The following is a 19,445-nucleotide window of genomic DNA, read 5'->3' as shown; positions in this document are numbered from 1 at the left end:
ATAGGATTTACGCCTTGGTAGAAGCCCTCTTCAAGCGATCATTAATGGCTCTTCCAAGGCCAGTTTCAGGCATCAGCTCTGCCAAAATCACTGCGGTATTTGACTCATCCAGCATTCTCATAGCGGCAAAAAGATGGGTAGCCGCCTCTTTCAAATTTGACCTTGCACTTAATGCAATTTGATTTTCCGAAGGAATAAATGAGAATGTTTTAGCAAGAGAGAGCACAGCAAAATCAATTCCTTGACTTTGGTACTTTGAAATCAATTCATCCAGGTTGCCTATCAAAAATGGCTTGGAAGGCGCATAATGGCTTTCCAGCAAACCAGGTGCTTGGGGATTTGAAGTACTATGACTTTTCACTTTTACTTGCCCGACTATTCTCTCGATCTCTGAGATCTCCAACCCGCCAAGTCGGTAAACGACGATATCATTTCCTTCCATTCCCACTATCGTACTTTCCAAGCCTACTTTGCATTTTCCGCCATCCAGAATGTAGGAGATCCTCGTGCCTAGCTGTGCATCTACATGTTGTGGTGACGTAGGGCTGATGTATCCAAAGGGATTTGCACTCGGCGCAGCCAAAGGATAGTCTAACTGAGCGAGCAATTCTAAAGTGAGCGGATGATCAGGAACACGAACAGCCACACGATCCAAACCTGAGGTTACGATATCCGGAATGCTAGTCGCCCTTGGAAGTAAAAGCGTAAGGGGTCCTGGCCAAAAGTGTTCGGCAAGCTTGCGAAGTGGCTCTGGAATTTCAATAACATAGTTTTGCGCTACCAAAAGAGAAGGCACATGAATAATCAAGGGATCAAAGCTAGGGCGATTTTTAGTATCAAAAATGGAAGCTACCGCCGTAGCATTCAGTGCATTTCCAGCCAAACCATACACGGTTTCCGTGGGAATAGCGACTAAGTCACCTGCCTCCAGAACTCTTCTTGCCTGCGATATGTCCTGCCCTATCACTGCCATTTTACTCGCAGAAATCGTCTATCCAAGTTTTGGCTTCTGTGTAGCCAAGTTGTAGCGCCATTTTGAGATCAGCACAGCCTTCTTCTTTTTCAGCTTCTCCCAAAGCAGACATTCTCGTGACTCCCATAAGGTAATATGCCGCGGCATTTTTTCCGTCTAGGTTAATCGCCTCGGTCAAAGACTGCATCGCTCCTCCAGGATCATTATTTCCGAGTTGTGCTTTGCCACGATTGAAGTGAACCAGCGCTTGATTTGGCTCTACTCGCAGTGCAGCGTCAAAATCCAGCATAGCATCTTCGTACTCCTCCATCCCCAGCAATGCCAGGCCTCGGTTATAATAAATATCGGTTTGTGCTGGATCTAGTAACGTTGCCATATTGTAGTCAGAAACTGCATTTTTGAAATTCTCCAGCTTCAGGTTGGCATTTCCACGGTTAAACCAAGCTTTGTAACTGGCTGAATCCGCATCAATTGCTGCTGTAAAAACCGGGATTGCATCCTCATATTTTTCCTCTTGAAAAAGCGCAGCACCTTTTGCGTTCAATGCTGTTCCATTTGCAGGGTTTATTTCCAGCACTCGGTCAAATAAAATGATCGCTTCACCCCAATTCTGGGTATCCATCTGTTGAATACCTGCTTTCAATAATTCTTCTTCACTTGGGCTACAACCCATCAATCCCGCTATAAGCAAGGTTACTATATATAGTTTTTTCACAGCTTAAATTTTGCGCAAAGATAAGGAACGAGTCCTTTTTATCAGGACTCAGGCTGAAGTTTTGCCCGATAGTTATTTGGAAGCGGCATAGGCTTCATCGTTTTCATATCTACAGAGACGAGAATGGATTTGCTTTTTGCAAAAGTATATGGTTCTCCGCCTTTAGTTTCTCCTACTAAATATTGCTCTAAATCAAAGGAAGAGTTTCCTACTCTACTGCATTTCACGAGAGCCTTCACCGTATCATCGATATGAATTGGTCGGTAATAATCCATTTCGATTCTACCGACCACAGTACCTACTTCCATCACATTCCAATCACAGACTTGAAAAAGAAAGACGGCCCTGGCATGCTCGAAATAATTGAAATACACGCCATTATTGACATGCATATAGCCGTCAATATCTGAGAATCTAATCTGAATAGGCAAGGAAAATTCAATCTCACGCTGTAGCTGAGCGGGGTCAGGCTTCATCATCAAAGGAGAATTTCAGATTTACTGGTTTTTTCTAGCATTCGAAGGATGGAAGGATTGTACCCAATCACATCCTGTACAGAGTCAAATGCTACCCAAGCCAAAGAAATGCTTTCGTCACTTTTAGTCAAAGGTTCATAGAGATCCGCCTCCAGAATATATCGCACATCGAAATGAAAATGCTCAGGTACGTGCGGACGCTCGGGGATAATGTGTTTATCCAAGTCAAAAATTGTCTTATCCACAAACTCCAAACTCTTCAAACCGCTTTCTTCATTCGCCTCTTTCATGGATACTTCCAGCAAATCTTCGTTGCCATCCGCATGCCCACCGAGCTGAAGCCACCTGCCAAGTTTGCGATGAAGCGTGAGCAAGGTATGCGTGCGCTTACGATTTACGATCCAAGCTGAAGCCGTGAAATGACCATCCAACCGCTCCCTCCCGTATGCAAGTGGATCTTCTGTCAAATCCAAAAAATCCTGAATAAAACCAGCTTCCTCCTCGTATGGCGTCCGATATCTTCCTAGTTGCTCTTTTAAGTTAATTCTGTCCATCATGGGTTGCTTCAAATAAGTGATCAAGAAATTGATCGAAAGGTTTGGGGTCTTGGTATTGCCTGTCCGAATAAAACGTCGCTAATACCTTGAGGTAATTGGGCTGGTTGTTTACGCTTATTTTCTCAATAGCAATATTGCCATAGAGCTGAGAAATCAACTGATTCTCTACAATGTCCTTCAGGGGTGGTTTGAAATAATACTTGTCTGTGACTTTCACCTGTTCGTTTATTTCTTCCATTTTCCTATCCAAACTAACTTTTCTGTATCCCAAAGCTAAAACTCTATGGGCTAAAGCCAAGAAAAGCAGTGAAAATGTTTGCTCATCCAATGGAGCTTCATAGGTAATCGCAAAACCTCTGGCATACTTCGATTCCAAAATATGAATTTGTGGACGCTCCTGGATTTGTATGGTTTTGAAATGGTAGGCCTTGGAGATTTGAGCAAAAAGCTCATCGCCCTCCTTCGAGTTCATCCATTTTTTGGCATGTACTATTTCCTCTTCTTTATACAGAATATTCTCCTTGTGTGTCATCGGAGTTTTTGCCGATGAATTGAAAACCTTGTTGAATAAATCGTCGAGAAAATTACTCATGAGTTGTTAGTGCGTAGCTGCCAGAAGCGAGAAGTGTAATATATCCCTGATCTTGTAAAATGCGCAAAACTCGAAGGTTTTTTTCAGCCGAGGGCAGGCGAATACTTTGGAATAGTTGCTTTTCTGATAACTCACCAGCGCTGCTTAAAGTTTCGAGAATCCTATTTCTAAGCTTGGTTTCTGTCATTTCTGGATTACTAGACTTACGCTGCATTAGGCATATATCACACACTCCGCACTGCTGATCTGTATTTTCTCCGAAATATTCCTGAATAAACTGTGTGCGACAAAGCTGCGTTTGTTGACCATACTTTACCATACTTTGAGCCTTTTCTAGGGTCAACCCTCTCCGGAGTTCTATTCGTTTAAAATTGAGTGGCATTTTCCCAGCATCATATCGTGGGGTCAAAAAAGTAATCTGTGGCTTATCCTTCCGCTGATCATAGACCATCACTTCCAGTTGCTCCAGCTGCTTGAGTGATTTGATCACCTCATTTTCATAGATATTAAGAGACTTGGCAAGCTTAGCTTCCTGGATTTTTATGTATTCCGAAAAGACATTTCCTCCATAAGTCCTCATGATGATTTTCACCACCGGATCCAGCTTTGCGTAAGCGATCTGAATCTCATACAATCTCGAGGGATCTACGGTAAAATGGATTTTGGAAGGCGAATAATAGCTTTCGCTCAGCCCGATAAAACCCTCCTCTTCCAATAATTTCAGCGCATAAAACGTCTCCAAAACACCCAACTCGTACGTGTTTGCAAATTCATTCCACTCAAAATCAAAACTGCTCAGCATGTTGCTACCTACTGCAATACGGTAGTAATTCGCCAGACATTGATATACTCGCCTCACAAAATCTAAGGGGGGATAAACTAATTCTGCGCGTTTTAAAACGGTTTCGAAATCTTGGTTATTAGCTAGCAGAACCCCATATGCTTTCCCTTCATCACGTCCCGCACGCCCTGCCTCCTGATAGTAATTCTCCACATTTTCGGGCAAATCACTGTGAATAACTACTCGCACATCTGGCTTGTCGATCCCCATCCCAAAGGCATTGGTACTCACCATCACACGAACTTCATTTTTCATCCAAGCCTCTTGCCGCTTGGCTCGGTCTTGCATAGACAAGCCTGCGTGATAGGCAGAAGCCGAAATCCCCAACTGCCCCAAAGCTTTGGCAATTTGATGAGTCCCCTGCCGATTCCTCACATACCAGATCGCTGTCCCACCGATTCTACTGAGTATTTCCAGTCCTTTTTCAAGTTTGTTTTCCACGAGTCGAACACTGTAGCTGAGATTTTTTCGTGCGAAACTCTGATGAAATTCCGCTGGCTTTTTCATCTCCAGTCGCTCCATAATATCCGCACAAACTTGCGGGGTAGCGGAGGCGGTCAGGGCTAAAACAGGGACTTTTGGGTGATAGGGACGAATCAACGCAATCTCCAAATAAGGCGGACGAAAATCATACCCCCACTGGGAAATACAATGCGCCTCATCCACCGCGATCAGATTAACCTTCATCTGCCGAAAACGCTCGACAAAAAGCTCGGCTTTCAACCGCTCTGGCGAAACGTATAAAAACTTGTAATCACCATAAATGCAATTGTCCAGCGTACGGTCGATCTCCCGATAACTCATTCCAGAGTAAATCGCAGCGGCCTTTATCCCTTTGGATTTCAACGCATCCACCTGATCCTTCATCAAGGCAATCAGCGGACTTATGACCAGACAGATCCCATCCATCGCCAAACCTGGAATCTGATAGCAAAGCGATTTTCCTCCGCCTGTCGGCAAAAGCGCAAGCGTATCCGCCCCACTCAGAACCGACTGGATAATTTCTTTTTGGACAGGCCGAAAGTCAGCGTGCCCAAAAACTTGATGAAGGATTTCAGTGGCGCGATTTAGCATTTACCAATCTGGCGAAGTTTTATTTAAGAAAGCGGCAATTCCTTTCTTGCAGTCATCGTGAGCTCTAGCCGTGGCATTGACTTCTGCAGCTAGCTGCAGTGATTTATTTCTCTCTATCTCATTCAGCTGACGCAAAAGTGTTTTGGTTTTCCCCATGGAGAAAGCAGAATTCTGAGTGATAAGTTTTAATGCAAATTCTTGCACGGATTTCCCTAGAAATTCAGAAGGCTCCACGCCTGTGATTAGGCCTAATTCAGCGGCTTTTGTAGAAGAAATAAACTCTCCCGAAAGCAACAATTCCTGAGTTTTGGCAGCACCAATTTGCTCCTGCAAAAAAACAGAGACCAGCGCTGGAACAAAACCAATTCTCACCTCAGTATAGCCAAACAGCGCATCCGGAACTGAAAAAGCGAAATCACAGACGGTCGCCAGGCCGCATCCTCCAGCCAAAGCATGTCCCTGAATCTCTGCAATCACGACTTTCGGCAGACAATAAATCAAATTGAACAAAGCCATCAATCTGCGACTATCCTCTAGGTTCTCCTCGTATGAAAAACCCTGAAGCTGCTGCAAATACGCCAAATCTGCTCCTGCACAAAAAGCCTTGCCGGTAGATCTAAGCACAATGACTTTGACCTCATCGTTGGAATTCATTTCCTCAAAAGCGCGATGCAACCCAGCAATTAACTCAGGACTAAGCGCATTGCGCTTTTCTGGTCTATTCAGCGTGATAATTCCTATTCTATCGGTGATCTCTGTGAGTACAGCGCTCATTTGATTTACAATTTGGGTTTGGGATCAAGTTAGTTTCTATAGCAGGCTTTGCAAAATCAAACTCAGAAAAGTATTCTATAAGCCAAAGAATCCACAGCAAGTGAATCAGTGGCCGGTAAGTCAAACCACTTCCCGTCAGACCAGTAATGAATTGATTTTGGGGAGGATAAAAAATGGAGTTGTTTTTCTTTAGGGTGAAAAATGAATTCAGCTCCCTTAAACTCTATTATTCCTGAGTCATCCTGAAAAGACACCAATGATTTTGGGATTTGTGACCAATGCTTTCGAACACGATTCGGATCTACTGAATAGCTGATTTCACCTTCTTCAAAGCCTTGATTCCAAGAATACAATTTGCCAAAATGAGAGAAATCAAATAACTGTGATTTCTTTCCCTGATAAACGATCAGCTCTTGGGAAGGAATTTTCATTTCGGAATAGAGCCGAACTCCCACCCAAAGAAACACGAGGCTCAAAGCCAGCCAAGTCAGTTTCCTTTTGGAACCAAATTCCCAGAAAGTAAGAATCAGGAGTATACCCCACACGAAAATCATCCCTGAGAAATCCATCGTGAGTCGATCCAATTTTCCACCAGGAATCAATCGGATACTATCAGCTATCCAATTTTGAACCCAAATCAACCAACTCAAAATCCAGCCTAAGACATCTCCCAAAACTGGAATCCAGCCAAAAATCATCAAGGGTACTCCAACTTGCATAATGACAAAAGCCAAAGGCAAAATCAGCAAGTTGCCTAACAAAAAGTATGTGGGAAATACATGGAAGTAAAAGGTGGAAAGTGGAAAAGTAACCAGTTGTGCGGCGAGACTTACCGAAGTCAGTTGCCAGATATATTCTAAAATCTTATGTCTCGGCAACCACAAATTCAGTATCAAAGGCTGAATCATCACAATTCCCAATACTGCCAAATAAGACAATTGAAACCCGACTTCATAGATCACATCGGGGTTTATCGTAATCATCAGAATGGCTGAGAATGCTAAAACATTATAAATCGATGGTGGGCGCTCACGCATTTGGCCAAGTGTCAGCAAGGAAAACATCGTGGCAGCCCGAACCACAGATGGTGAAAGTCCAGTTAGAAACGCATAAAGCCAGATAACTAGAATCACGAATAATAGGTATAGCCTAGCCTTTTCCTTTTTTAGTTTCAGAGGCTTTAGAATCAGGATAAAGAGTGCATAGATTATCCCGACATGAAGCCCCGAAACTGCCAAAATATGCATCACTCCAGCTTGAGTATAGGCTTCTCGTATAGTAGGATCCAGCTCCTTTTTCTGTCCCAAAAGTAAGGCTAAAGCGATTTGAGCAGAATTCTCATCGGGAATCTTAGACTTGAGCATCTCGCCAATATCATGTCTCAAGTGCACCAAAAAATAATCAAAACCACTCTTAGGAATGGAATCAATTACTCGAAAGTCCTTTCCCAGAAACTGTCTGTAATTAATCCCCTGCCTGGACAGATACTCCTTGTAGTTAAATTCATGAGGATTGACAGCGCCTGCGATGGTTTCAGGCATTTTCCTCACCAAAAGTATTTGCCCTGGTTGTAGCGGTTTCTCACTTTGGTGGTAAACCAGGACTTTTGCTTGCGCATCATTCCATGTTCCTCCGAAAAGCACTGATTTCACTTCCAATAAGTTTTCGAAGGAATTAGGCTTTTGCTGATCATACATCGTCACTTCCGCCAGGTAGGAATCGGCTTCAGTTAGATTGGAGTTGAGCTCAATTTGATTCTGTTTATGCTGGATCAGAAGTGCCCCGAAAGCGATTAAAGCAAGATATGCTAAAGGACTCGGCTGAAAGGTAGTTTTACGTTTGGCCAGAGTTGACACCAAAATCGAATAGGCAAGCCAAACTGGTAAAAGGAGTGTTGCAAGTGAGAGAAGGTCCGGAGACCATCGCGATTGTCCCCAGAAAATCCCGAGCAAGATAAAAGGGAGATACCTTAAAAATGGAAAGTCAGCAAATCTCATATTCGAAAAAATTAAAAAATTAATTTACAAGATTTTTTGAAAAAATACGCAGTTGCCACTCCTACTTACAAACAAAAAAAAGAGCCAACTCAGGGCTCTTCATATTCTTTGTTGTAATTATACGGAATCTTGCCAGTATAAAATTTGTAGGATCGAAGGTCCAAAGACACATTGAATTCTGGTTTACTCCGGTCTTTGGTCTTCGGTCTTCCAACCCGCTGACCAAAGAGAATCCGCTTACTGGCAGAAAAGCGTACATCTAGATTCTTTATGTGATTATACGGAATCTTGGCGGTAGAAAACTTATAGGATCGAAGGTCCAAAGACACCTTAAATTCTGGTTTACTTCGGTTTTCGGTCTTCCAACCCGTTGACCAAAGAGAGTTCGCTTACTGGCAGAAAAGCGTACATACAGATTCTTTATTAATCAGATCTTAGAATCTATAGCCCAAATTAAATCCAGCATTAAATTCTATTGCAGTAAATCTATCTGATACAGGATCACTGAAATTCCGTGAAACACTGGCGTATGGACCAAAGGCGAAGTTATTCGACACTTCCCATTTATACCCAACTCCAGCTCCTAAAATGAAAGCATTCATATCTGTCGTTTGTACTCCCCCCGCATCGGTAGGCTCCTCAAAATCACCGAACCTGAATTTTGCTAACGGGAAAAGGAAGAATCTACCGTTGGTATTATCTCCAAAATAAAAATTCATCGAAGCCTGTAGAGAGCTAGTCTTATACCTTTTCCCATTGTTTTCATTATTAAACCCAAAGCGATCGTTGATAAACCCTTTAAATTCCAGTGAAGAGTCATCGGTCAAGTAACGTTCGTATCCTACCTCAACTGAGCCAAACCAGATCAGCGTTACGAAATTGACATGAATTTCATTTGTAAATCCTCCAGAATATGGGTTAGTACCACCACTGCTAGAAATAACTTCCTGAGCAAAACTCGCCCCTGTCATTAAAAGAATCAGAGATAAAGTAAAAATCGATTTTTTCATATTTCAATATTTTTTAGATCAATTAACCTCAATACTTAAGCCAATTGCATTTTGTAGTGCATAATGCCACACTCTTCAAACAGATCTCCCACTTTCTCAAAACCAAACTTTAAATAAAGGGGAACTGCCGTAAGCTGCGCGTGTAGGTATTTTGTCTTCCCATGAGTCGTAGGATTTTCTTTGATATCCGCCAAAACCGCCGAGACCAAAGCTTGACCTACTCCTTTCCCCCGAGCTTCTTCCAGTACTGCAAATCGCTCCAACTTTACCCCATTTGGAGTAATTCTCCATCGGGCAGTACCTACCGGTTTTTCACCTACAGAAGCAAGGAAATGATTCGAGATGCTTTCAAACTGATCGTATTCGGCATTGGGATCTACTTTCTGCTCAAGGACAAAAACCTGTTCTCTGATCCAATACGCTGATTTCAGCTGATCGTCACGGGTTATTTTTTCTACTTGCAGACTCATCTCTTTCTTGTTCTTTTTGATAGTGATCTTTTTCGTAAGCTTCGATGATAGACTTCACCAGCCTATGCCTGATCACATCTTTTCCACTCAGATTGACGACTCCAATTCCCTTCACATCTTTCAGAATTTTAAGCGCTTCAGACAAACCACTCTTTTGCCTTACCGGCAAGTCCACCTGCGTCTGATCACCCGTAATGATTACTTTGGAATTTGGCCCCATTCGGGTTAAGAACATCTTGATCTGCTCATTTGTTGTGTTTTGCGCTTCATCAAGCAAAACAAACGCATCGTGGAGGGTTCTTCCACGCATATAGGCCAAAGGGGCTATTTCAATTACACGGGTTTCCTGATAGTATTTGAGTTTTTCCGGTGGCACCATATCCTGAAGAGCATCGTAAATTGGCCTTAAGTATGGATCCAGCTTTTCCTGAAGATCGCCAGGTAAAAACCCAAGATTTTCCCCAGCTTCTACCGCTGGTCTGGTAATTATGATTCGCTTGACTTCTCTGTTTTTCAATGCCCGAACAGCCAAAGCGACTGCTATGTAGGTTTTGCCCGTACCTGCAGGACCTAAAGCAAAAACCAGATCATTCTGCATGGCCGATTCGACCAATTTCCTCTGATTGGCAGATTTAGGCTTGATGACTAATCCCTTGTTGCCAAAGACAATAACCTGATCCCGATTGGCTTCTTCGAAAGGAACTCCTTCGACATCCAGGTAGTCTTTTACGTTCTCCGGAGTGATGTGACCAAAGCGATCCACATGCTCAAGCAAAAGATTGAGAACGTCGTTGATCCGCAGAATCTCAGGAGCACCGCCTTGAATTCTGATCTCATTGCCACGGGAAATTATCTTACTTTGGGGAAATGCAGCGGCAATAAGCCGGATATTCTCATTGGCTTCGCCTAAAAATTCTGCCAAGGGAACATTTTCTAATGTGATTACTTTTTCGACCAAACTATTTCTATTGATTAGATTTTCATTGAAGGTAGAAGAATAAAATTTCTATTTTTGTTCGCAGCCCTCCTAAACAAAAGTACATAAATTTTAATTGACTTGCTTCTATGGCATTGGTGACATTCCTCTCAGACTTTGGGGACAAAGATTACTACGTACCGGCAGTAAAAGCTAAAATGCTCGCCGTAAATCCACAATTGAACATCATCGATATTTCACACAATATCGATACGTTTGACATTGCCCACGCTGCATTTGTGTTGCGAGCCACTTTCAGGGATTTCCCCAAAGGAACCGTACACTTGGTATCTTTAAACACAACGGGAAGTATCACGCATGGATATATCGGCGTGAAGCTGGAAGAACACATTTTTATCGGCCCAAATAATGGAATTCTAAGTTTGCTAGCTGATCATGATCCTGGTATTATGGTTCAGTTTGCCGACATGCATTTGAAGGACTCTACTTTTCCTACGAAAGACATTTTAGCCCCAATCGCCGCAAAAGTAGCAAGTGGTGCTGCTATTCACGATTTCGGCGGCCCTTTGAAAAACTTCCGAAAACTCATGTCCCGTCAGCCAAAGGCCACGCGAGAAAATATAACCGGCCATGTGCTCCGGGTGGATCGCTATGGCAATCTGATTACGAATATCAACAAAGAGGTTTTTGAGAAGTTGAACCCCGGCAGATTCAAAATAGAGTTTGGGAGAGAATCTGTCAACAAACTGCACAAAGGCTATGATCAGGTAGAACCCGGAGATTGCTTTGCATTCTTCAACAGCTTGGACTTACTGGAAATCGGAATCAATCATGGTCATGGAGGAGAATTGCTTGGTTTGAAATATGACAGCGTAGTTTATGTGACCTTCCATCCCTGATGCTGATCCGAATCGTACGAATGACTTTCAAACCTGAGGCAGTTGAGGATTTCTTGGAAAATTTCCATGTGAACAAGAAATCAATTCGAAATTTCCCCGGTTGTCAGCATTTGGAGCTTTGGCAGGATGAAAATGAGAAAAATATTTTTCTGACACACAGCCATTGGGAAAGCGAAGAACATCTCAATCAATACCGTGACTCTGAGCTTTTTAAATCCATTTGGGCATTTACCAAAGCCCTTTTCTCTGAAAAGCCTCAGGCTTTCAGTTCAAGAAAATTGGAATAAGTAGAAAATTGAGTTTGTAGAAAAAAGATTCTTTGCTCATATTTGCAACCCGTTACGCAAGTGACGGAGCCAAGTCAGATGTAAAGTCAGACTTACCGAATGCCCAGGTGGCAGTCCCGATAGCTTTCGGGACGGTAGACTGATCATCGGAAATAATACAAGTTGGATACCGTACAACTGTATAGAAACAAAACAATAGAATGCCCAGGTGGCGGAATCGGTAGACGCGTCGGTCTCAAACACCGATGCCGCAAGGCGTGCCGGTTCGACTCCGGCTCTGGGTACATTCCAAAAGCTCTTTCTGAAAAGAAAGGGCTTTTTTTTGCTTTATAAGCTGGAGGAGAAGTTTATCCCAATGAAGCGAAGTGGATATCGGGAACTCCGGCTGCCGGCAGGCAGGCACGTTGGTCTCAAATACCAATGCAGCAATGCGTGCCGGCCTGCATGCCTAAGGTATGTCTGGGTATAAAAACTCCTTTGAAAAAGGGAGCTTTTTCTTTTTAAATTGTGCCCTATTGGAGTACAATTAACAATGGCAAATTTTTTCGTTTATGCTAACCAAAAACCCCTACCCCTCAAAACTTCCATCAGACCACTGCAACGGAAAACTTTCTAAACGCCCACACCGGAAAATCCCAAAATCCTACCAAGTTCTCGCCTGTTTAACCAAATTCTAATTCTCTAAAGATTCTCCACATTAATTTTCAATATTCAAAAAATACTTTTTAGCTTTAGTACACTTGCTGTCAGAGTTTTACTCAATTGATAGTCTGAACATCAAGTAATTTTAGGATATTTTTCCCGGGACGAAATTCCGGTAGTTTTTATGATCAGTAAAATCCCTCAAATACCTGCCTATTAGCAAACACATTGATTTTTAACTTTTAACTTTTTTTCTATGAGAACATTATTAGCCAAACCTGACGTATTATTCAGGTTTCAAAAATTCCTCCTTCCCTTATCAGGAGTATTATTTATCAGTACTATCTACATCGTCCATGTAGATTTTGGGAAAATCCTTCCGGAGTCCGCGTTCACTCTTACAGGATTTGAGATCGCGACGTTCCTACTCTCCTACTTCTGGACTTGGATCGAATATGCCAAAGTCCAACGAATGAAAGAAGCCATCAATCTGCAGGAATCCACAAGAGAATCAAGCATGCAAAAAAGACTCCTTCAACTATCCCGTAAGGAAAACGCAGTAATACAACTTATCATCGAAGGAAAAAGCAATAAGGAAATCTGTTCCGAATCCTTTATCGAACACAGCACCCTCAAGTCCCATATCAACCATATCTACAAAAAGCTGGATGTAAAGTCTAGAAAAGAGATGGTTTTGGCGCTGAAATAGGTTTTTGGACCAGATAAAGGAAAAATCAACCTTTTTTCAACCTTACAACATGCTGGCGTTTCTAATTACTAAGTTAAATTTCAAGCAGAAAACACGCAGAATATGTTAGATGGGGTCATAGCTTTGACGGTAATTTTATTCATTTTAAGTATTGTTTCTGAAAAATTTATTCAGCTTATAAGGTCATATCCACAAAATTTTCCAGTAATATTAATTATTATCGCTGTATTTTTAATTCCTAGAGGCTTTTATAATATTATTCAAAACTTTAGTGGAGCGAATTTATCTATCTTTGATAGCTACTGTGCTAAAACTTTACAAGTTTTTTCAATAATTTCCAATATTCTGTTTCTTATATCATTCTTTTTTTTTCTAAGTATAAAAGGAGAGAAAATATTTTTCAAAAATTATAAATCATATAACTCTCTATTTTTTCTGGCACTATCATTTTTATTTTTTGCTTTATCAATTAGCCTAACTAAATATACATGGCATATTCTTTTTGGTGGTATTTTTCTTTTTTCTTCTTTAGTCAGTCTTGGAATAATGTATTTCGACAAATTGTATATAGGTTCGAAAAAATACAGTTTAAAATTTTTTGAGAGGATCAATAAAGACTTCCTTATGCCTAAAAATAGCGAAGAAAAAGAAAAGAAAGAAAATGAAATTACTCTTTTGAGCATGTTCATTGGCGTTCTAATTGCATTCGCTTTTAAAGCAAATTTTTTCTCCCTGATAAAGGATCTAAGGAAAATAGATAATAAAATAAGTATTGGGTGGAATGAAAATGAATTTCCTTTTCAATATCAAATAGAGTCACATCTTTTTAATTTGGAAATTTGGAATTTTGAGGTGAGCTTTTTTATCGGCATCCTATTGACAGGCTTCTTTCTTTCATTTGGTTCAAAATTTTTTCATGACTTACTAGATAGATTATACTATGCAAAAAAGGCTAGCCAAGCCCTCAATGATCCAGAAATTATGGATCAAACTAGCGCTGAGAAAGTAGCAGAATTTGTTGATAAATATAATATTTCAAAAATCTATCATCGATATAAATCAATACTATTAAACGAGCCTGAAATCACAAGTATTTCTATTCAAAATCAATTTAAGAACCAAAAAGCAAATGATTATTTGATGATTTCGTTAGAAGGTAAGACACCAGCTGGGTTTGAAGATAAAATAAGAAAGCTTATCAATGACGATGAAATTCTCATTCAATTTGAAAACAACATTAATGATTTTAAATTGACACTAGGAAACAGTTTCGCTGATAGTATTTCGAATGCCAAAACTACAACGATTCAAGGATCCGTTGCCTTAGAAGTTCAAGATGAAAATGATCCACATTCAAATTATATTTTGACATGCTTTCATGTAGTCAAACACTCAAATCATACTTGGCAAGGGCAATTAGCGAGTGATGAAAGTGAAAATAGGATAATTTTTGGTTCTGGGCGTCAGCCTAATGGAACTATAGTAAAAGCTTACAGATCTAATATATGGGAATGTGCGCTAATTAAACTCGACACAGAACTTGAACTTGCGACTCTTGAAAGCCTAATCAAAGTTAGGATTAAAGGTTACAAGATTTTGGACGACTCAAGCATCATAAATAAAAATGCTTACATGTACAGTAGAGTAAAGAGTTCAAATCAGAAAGCAGAAATCCTGAGTCATGCATCTACGATTGAAATTGATTTTGAAGATGGACCATTTCAAATGTATGATCTGATTAAAGTGTGGAATACAAAAAGTCAATTACCGATTCAGGAATATGGAGATTCGGGAAATCTGCTTTACGATCAAAACGGCTATGCTTTAGGAATTGTATTTGCCAAATCCAACCAATTCACCTACGCAATGGACATTAATTTCCCATTAAAATATTTCCACATTAAAATAAAAACATCATGAAAGAATTTAAATTTTTTGCTATCAATCTTTACCTTATAATAGGATTGGTTGAATTTTCATTTTCTCAAAAGTTAGTTTTGAAAATTTCCGGTGATAGCTCATCTATTGAAATTGACGAAGAACTTACAATGATGAATGATTATTCAGGTGATGCTCCACATATGTTTGATAGATTTGGCAACTTAGTTACGCTAAAGAAAACTATCATTACAGTTCCTGAAAATTGGAGTGAACTCGATTTAACTTTTAAAATTAAGGAAAATTATGAAAAAGATGAGAAAGAAAAAACACCTGTCATAAATGACAAAAATGAAATTTCCTTTTCACAATTAGCAGATAATGTTAGCTCAGTATCTTTACTTATTTCAAATACTATGGGGACTATTAGTAATGGTGATTTCAAATTTAAATTGAAATCTGAAGAAGTCACATTAAATTTTGAATCCAAGGAATTCTCTCCTTTTCCATTTCCAATTTTCTCTTATACGTTTGAAAAAACAGATATCAATAAAAATCATAGAATATTATTAATAGATGGAACTCCAAGACCATATTCAAATAGAGGATTTAGTCTGAAGAAATTTGAGACTTTCGACAATGACTCTATAAATTTGAAACACTCAAAAGCACTAGTCTCTGGCAGAAGCCTAAGTGTATTTACCAAAAACATAAGCTTACTGAATTTGGAATACATAAGGATTGCTGTAAACGGCATCAATTACACCTATAATGCCGGGATTACTTATCTTTTTGATGGCACCTTTGCGCTAGATTCTGAGGAAGAAATAAAAAAGACCGCGAAGACTACTGCATTATCTAAAACTGAACAAGAAACAAAAAATAAAATTAACCAAGATTATTTTGCCTTGGTCTTAGAAGATCTAAAAAAAATAAATGAACTAACAATAGAGGATTATCAGACATTGCAACAATACCAATCTATTCTGCTTGATTCTGCCAAAAGAAAACGTTTGGATGTAATATCACTCAATATGGTTAGCCAAATTGTCTCTTTTACTCCTAACTACTTAAATATAACCAGTTTCCCTCTAACAATCCCAAATAGTGATGAAGTTGAAATTTCCACTGAGGTAAAATACAAAGGTGGCCTACCTAACTCCGTGTCATCAGGAACATTTAAAACCACAGGTGCACTCTCAGTTAATGTCGGGTCTGCAATATATTTTACAGGATTGAAAAACAACGATATTTATACTGAGCCACTTAAAGTTGATAATCAGCCTGATGAATTAAGGGCAGTGATTGATGAAGATGATCAATTATCGGTTGGCGTTGGCATTAATTCTGAAATTACATATCGAACAGGTTCAATATTTAGACCATCGGTCAGCATAGGTTTTTTTATTCCTTTTGAGGAGCAGATTACTCCATTTTTTGCCATCGGTCCGGGAATTTCAATTATTGATAGCAAAGTAAGTTTAAGCCTTTCTTATGGATTTGCTTTTGGTAAAATCAATAGTATAAAAGAAAAGTATAGAGATATTGATCTTACTAATCTAGGCAGTAGCTTGTCTAATACCGATCTTATTCAGGGAGTTTGGTCTAGAAGCTGGTATTTAGGGATTGGTGTTGGATTTAATATGAACTCTGAAAAATAAGATGATGAATTCGACGAATATTCTCTGCCTAATCCTAAGGAAACATAACCTAGAACAACTTCTGAAATTATCATGTCTGAAAACGACTTAGAGTTTAAAAAATTTGAGCTTGATCAAAAAATTAAGTTCGAGGAGATTGAGATTCGGAAAAAAGAACTGGATTTAAAGCTGAAAGAACAAAGGAAAATTTCGGCAGCCACAATTCCATTGATTTTAGGCATTTTAACTATTGGATATAGCGCCTTTTCGCTGTTTCATCAAAATAAATCTAATATTGAATTAGAGGATAAGAAATTCATTTCTTCTTTGATTGCAAAAGCAATTGAAGAAAAAACCTACTTAGAATTTTCTGAAAAAATTGAAGCTTTAAATTATTTGGGCATAATTTCAATTGATTCGAACAAATTAGCAAAACTTAAAAAAGCTCGCTTTGTAAGCGAAGAAATTTCGATTGGGGAAGTTGATTCTTCTCTTTTCAACATGACCAAAGACTTTGGTGGTGAAGAAGGAATGGTAAAAATATTCCCTAACTATGGAAGTAAAATAAATCTTCCCTTCAAAGAAAGTAGCGAACCAATCAAATGGATGATTGTAGCAGGAGGTGATAAAAATTTGGACGGGGCCCAGTTTGAATTTGGGAAAGCGAAGAAAACAGGATTTAATAAAGTTGACATTTGGCTTAAGGAAAATTCATATAGAACGGTTATTGGCTCCTACAATTCCTACCAATCAGCAGTTGAAGATCTTTTTATTGTCAGAGAAAGTATAAACAAAACGGCATACATTGTCCGTTCAAACTCTTGGTGCAAAGATTTTGAAGTTGATTCTGTTAGAAAAATTAAGATTTGTACATGAAGTCCACAATTCTCCCTTTCAATAATCTTAATACTTTTGTTCCTATTCCTACCGCACCTGTGAAGGTGATAGGGGTTCCGATGCTAATATCGAGTTTTTGCGAGATTTTTGATCCCTCTCTGAGATTTGTTAGCATTGTTAATGACTTGATGTAATTTGTCAGCCCCGAAACTCGGTCAAGGCTAATCTGAACATGATGGAGTTTTTTTTAACGTCTTGAAGTATCGCCTATTTGAACGTATGCATCCGACCACCCCATATTGATGGAGAAATCCTGAATAGGTAACGTTGCAGGATGAAAAAGATACCCAACAAAGAATATTATTCTCTGTATTGTAAATGGCAGCAATCCGGCAAAAACAAGGGAGTCTCTTCTGACTGACTCCGACTCTAATTAGAAAAGCACGCTGAATAACTGATATTTCTTTTTAAACTGTATATAGTTTAGGCGCAATCAACAAAAAAAGCACGAAATATTAAGTATATACCTATCACACAAGAATTTTGGCTATTTCGAAAAAAGGTTAACAACTATATGATGCATATTTACTTCAACAGAATTTCGTTTATGAGCAATTTTAAACCTTTTTAATTCTGAGTATGGTATATGGGTATTTTCTGTTAAGCTCTTGAGAGGATATTTAAAAGTGTGGGATCTTACAAAATCTCGATATCTATTGTAAAATGAATCAAAATTTGGAGCATTGGCATACACGATTATATAATTGTTTTTGAGACCGTGGGCATCATAGGTGAATATTTTATCTAAATGTAATATGATATAGCCCCTATCGACTGAAGTAAGATTTAACGCTTCAATAATAGAAATGGGATTATGGTTTATATCCTCAATAAAAATATCAATTTCACCTGCTGACTAACCTGTTTGTGTTTTGCTTCTTCTGGTTTGATCTTTAAGGAGATAACCAGCGGTTTCTAATAAATTGGCAATAAGGGTATTTCTGTCATCCTCAGAATAGTTTCCATAATATGCTCGCATGCTTTGTAGCATTAGGCAGCATCTTATAATCACGTCATCCATTTGAACCGCTGACGGTTTTGATAGTATTTCGAAAACCTTGAAGAGCTTTGCCTGCTCATCTAAGTCAGTAAACTGCAAAAGGAGACTATCAACTGTATCTTCGCTTACTGGTGAGAATAATTTAACCAATTCGCTTTTTAAGGATTGATCATCTGCTTTTTTTTTTACGTCTTCCGAAGATAGTGTTAACAATTTTTTAAGAAAGTCGGCTTCAGGGCTAAGTTGATTGAGTTCGATTAAACGTGCAGAAATCCTTGATTTATCTGCCGAAAAATTCAAGGTGAAAAACGGATCAAAAAAAGCATTATTGAGTTTTGTAAGAAAGTCGCCAGAAAGTCTGCTAACCTGTAATCTGTTTTTTATTTCTTGATTTTGAACTAAAGAAAATTGATAAAATAGGTTTGATAATTCGACCCTATAGTCAAGCCAGGTCTTAGGATTTTGTCCTGATATGTTCACCAATCCCTGAAGTACTCTATAAAACCCAACATAGAAAGGCCCATCTTTAAAATTGAATGAAAATGCTTCCATCTTGAAAAATAGAACGCCAATCTCTTTCAATCCATTGGCCAATGAATCTGTGACATTCTTTAGAATATCTATCGTGAGTGATATTATTTTACTGAATATGCTGGCATCCACCCGGTTTTCTATCATCTTGCTGGCAGACATAAAATTTGTGTTGCTTTTTTCAAGAGAGTAGATAGACGATGCCTGATCTAAAGAGAGTAATCCTTTTTGCATGTTCATCAAACCTAAATGGAAAGATGCCTCCGCTGTTAACTCTGCTTCATCATTTGAAAGATAGTTTGTAAAGATATCCTCAATTTCTTTTCCACTGTGTTCGCATAGGAAGTAGAGTGATTTAATTCTTTTTACATTCAAAAACAAGTTGTCATCAGACCAATTGTCAATTAGCATATTGAGCGCCTGTCTAGAATTAATGGTATCTAGAAATACCAAATCCATGAGACGATCAAGTGCAAGCCCCTTAACGTATGTGTTCTCTGTTTGATCTGAAATAATCCCTGCAAGAAATCCATTCAACTGCTGTGT

Annotated in this window: 19 protein-coding genes and 1 tRNA gene; 7 read left to right on the top strand and 13 right to left on the bottom strand. The window is 39.3% G+C overall.

Annotated elements, in window-relative coordinates; all coding sequences use genetic code 11:
• Window positions 1-7: 7 nt before the first annotated feature.
• The 12 genes from BVH04_RS12680 to BVH04_RS12625 form a co-directional block, all read right to left on the bottom strand.
• On the bottom strand, window positions 8-973 hold the full coding sequence (locus BVH04_RS12680; RefSeq protein WP_086541842.1) for an L-threonylcarbamoyladenylate synthase: 966 nt from the start codon (window positions 971-973) through the stop codon (window positions 8-10).
• Between the two features lies 1 nt (window position 974).
• Window positions 975-1,688 carry a tetratricopeptide repeat protein gene (locus BVH04_RS12675; RefSeq protein ID WP_394335231.1) on the bottom strand — a complete coding sequence of 238 codons (714 nt, stop codon included), beginning with the start codon at window positions 1,686-1,688 and terminating at the stop codon, window positions 975-977.
• 41 nt (window positions 1,689-1,729) lie between these two features.
• Window positions 1,730-2,167 carry an acyl-CoA thioesterase gene (locus BVH04_RS12670; RefSeq protein ID WP_086541841.1) on the bottom strand — a complete coding sequence of 146 codons (438 nt, stop codon included), beginning with the start codon at window positions 2,165-2,167 and terminating at the stop codon, window positions 1,730-1,732.
• Window positions 2,167-2,718 carry an NUDIX hydrolase gene (locus BVH04_RS12665; protein ID WP_086541840.1) on the bottom strand — a complete coding sequence of 184 codons (552 nt, stop codon included), beginning with the start codon at window positions 2,716-2,718 and terminating at the stop codon, window positions 2,167-2,169. The genes BVH04_RS12670 and BVH04_RS12665 overlap by 1 nt, the downstream gene beginning before the upstream one ends.
• The gene (locus BVH04_RS12660; protein ID WP_086541839.1) at window positions 2,705-3,313 is read right to left on the bottom strand and encodes a hypothetical protein; all 609 of its coding nucleotides are present in this window, start codon (window positions 3,311-3,313) and stop codon (window positions 2,705-2,707) included. The genes BVH04_RS12665 and BVH04_RS12660 overlap by 14 nt, the downstream gene beginning before the upstream one ends.
• Complete coding sequence (locus tag BVH04_RS12655; protein WP_086541838.1) at window positions 3,306-5,228, bottom strand: RecQ family ATP-dependent DNA helicase; 1,923 nt, start codon at window positions 5,226-5,228, stop codon at window positions 3,306-3,308. The genes BVH04_RS12660 and BVH04_RS12655 overlap by 8 nt, the downstream gene beginning before the upstream one ends.
• Window positions 5,229-6,002: an enoyl-CoA hydratase/isomerase family protein gene (locus BVH04_RS12650; RefSeq protein ID WP_086541837.1), complete on the bottom strand. Its 774-nt coding sequence runs from the start codon at window positions 6,000-6,002 to the stop codon at window positions 5,229-5,231.
• A 62-nt stretch (window positions 6,003-6,064) separates the two neighbouring features.
• Window positions 6,065-7,999: a ComEC/Rec2 family competence protein gene (locus BVH04_RS12645; RefSeq protein WP_086541836.1), complete on the bottom strand. Its 1,935-nt coding sequence runs from the start codon at window positions 7,997-7,999 to the stop codon at window positions 6,065-6,067.
• A gap of 89 nt (window positions 8,000-8,088) precedes the next feature.
• Window positions 8,089-8,328, bottom strand: coding sequence for a hypothetical protein (locus BVH04_RS12640; protein ID WP_086541835.1), 240 nt, complete (start codon window positions 8,326-8,328; stop codon window positions 8,089-8,091).
• Window positions 8,329-8,433: 105 nt separating this feature from the next.
• Complete coding sequence (locus BVH04_RS12635) at window positions 8,434-9,009, bottom strand: DUF3575 domain-containing protein (protein WP_086541834.1); 576 nt, start codon at window positions 9,007-9,009, stop codon at window positions 8,434-8,436.
• A 35-nt stretch (window positions 9,010-9,044) separates the two neighbouring features.
• Window positions 9,045-9,479, bottom strand: a complete 435-nt coding sequence (locus BVH04_RS12630) for a GNAT family N-acetyltransferase (protein ID WP_086541833.1) — start codon at window positions 9,477-9,479, stop codon at window positions 9,045-9,047.
• Window positions 9,448-10,437, bottom strand: a complete 990-nt coding sequence (locus BVH04_RS12625) for a PhoH family protein (protein WP_086541832.1) — start codon at window positions 10,435-10,437, stop codon at window positions 9,448-9,450. Before BVH04_RS12625 ends, BVH04_RS12630 begins: the two co-directional genes overlap by 32 nt.
• A 107-nt stretch (window positions 10,438-10,544) precedes the next feature.
• On the opposite strand from BVH04_RS12625, the gene BVH04_RS12620 reads away from it, so the two are divergent.
• From BVH04_RS12620 to BVH04_RS12590, 7 genes are all read left to right on the top strand, one after another.
• On the top strand, window positions 10,545-11,315 hold the full coding sequence (locus BVH04_RS12620) for an SAM hydrolase/SAM-dependent halogenase family protein (RefSeq protein ID WP_086541831.1): 771 nt from the start codon (window positions 10,545-10,547) through the stop codon (window positions 11,313-11,315).
• Window positions 11,315-11,602: a putative quinol monooxygenase gene (locus tag BVH04_RS12615; protein WP_086541830.1), complete on the top strand. Its 288-nt coding sequence runs from the start codon at window positions 11,315-11,317 to the stop codon at window positions 11,600-11,602. Before BVH04_RS12620 ends, BVH04_RS12615 begins: the two co-directional genes overlap by 1 nt.
• 202 nt (window positions 11,603-11,804) lie before the next feature.
• Window positions 11,805-11,886, top strand: a tRNA-Leu gene (locus tag BVH04_RS12610).
• A gap of 614 nt (window positions 11,887-12,500) precedes the next feature.
• Window positions 12,501-12,953: a helix-turn-helix transcriptional regulator gene (locus BVH04_RS12605; protein WP_086541829.1), complete on the top strand. Its 453-nt coding sequence runs from the start codon at window positions 12,501-12,503 to the stop codon at window positions 12,951-12,953.
• Window positions 12,954-13,055: 102 nt separating this feature from the next.
• The gene (locus BVH04_RS12600; protein WP_086541828.1) at window positions 13,056-14,873 is read left to right on the top strand and encodes a hypothetical protein; all 1,818 of its coding nucleotides are present in this window, start codon (window positions 13,056-13,058) and stop codon (window positions 14,871-14,873) included.
• Window positions 14,870-16,492: a hypothetical protein gene (locus BVH04_RS12595; RefSeq protein WP_086541827.1), complete on the top strand. Its 1,623-nt coding sequence runs from the start codon at window positions 14,870-14,872 to the stop codon at window positions 16,490-16,492. Before BVH04_RS12600 ends, BVH04_RS12595 begins: the two co-directional genes overlap by 4 nt.
• Window positions 16,493-16,564: 72 nt before the next feature.
• A complete protein-coding gene (locus BVH04_RS12590) occupies window positions 16,565-17,347 on the top strand; it encodes a hypothetical protein (protein WP_086541826.1) in 783 nt (260 codons plus the stop codon).
• 877 nt (window positions 17,348-18,224) lie between these two features.
• Here the strand turns inward: BVH04_RS12590 and BVH04_RS12585 are convergent.
• A complete protein-coding gene (locus tag BVH04_RS12585; protein ID WP_140160582.1) occupies window positions 18,225-19,274 on the bottom strand; it encodes a hypothetical protein in 1,050 nt (349 codons plus the stop codon).
• Window positions 19,275-19,445: the final 171 nt, after the last annotated feature.

Source organism: Algoriphagus antarcticus, from assembly GCF_002150685.1.
Lineage (GTDB): Bacteria > Bacteroidota > Bacteroidia > Cytophagales > Cyclobacteriaceae > Algoriphagus > Algoriphagus antarcticus.
The sequence above is the reverse complement of the archived record's forward strand: the minus strand, read 5'-3'. Positions and strand labels throughout refer to the sequence as shown.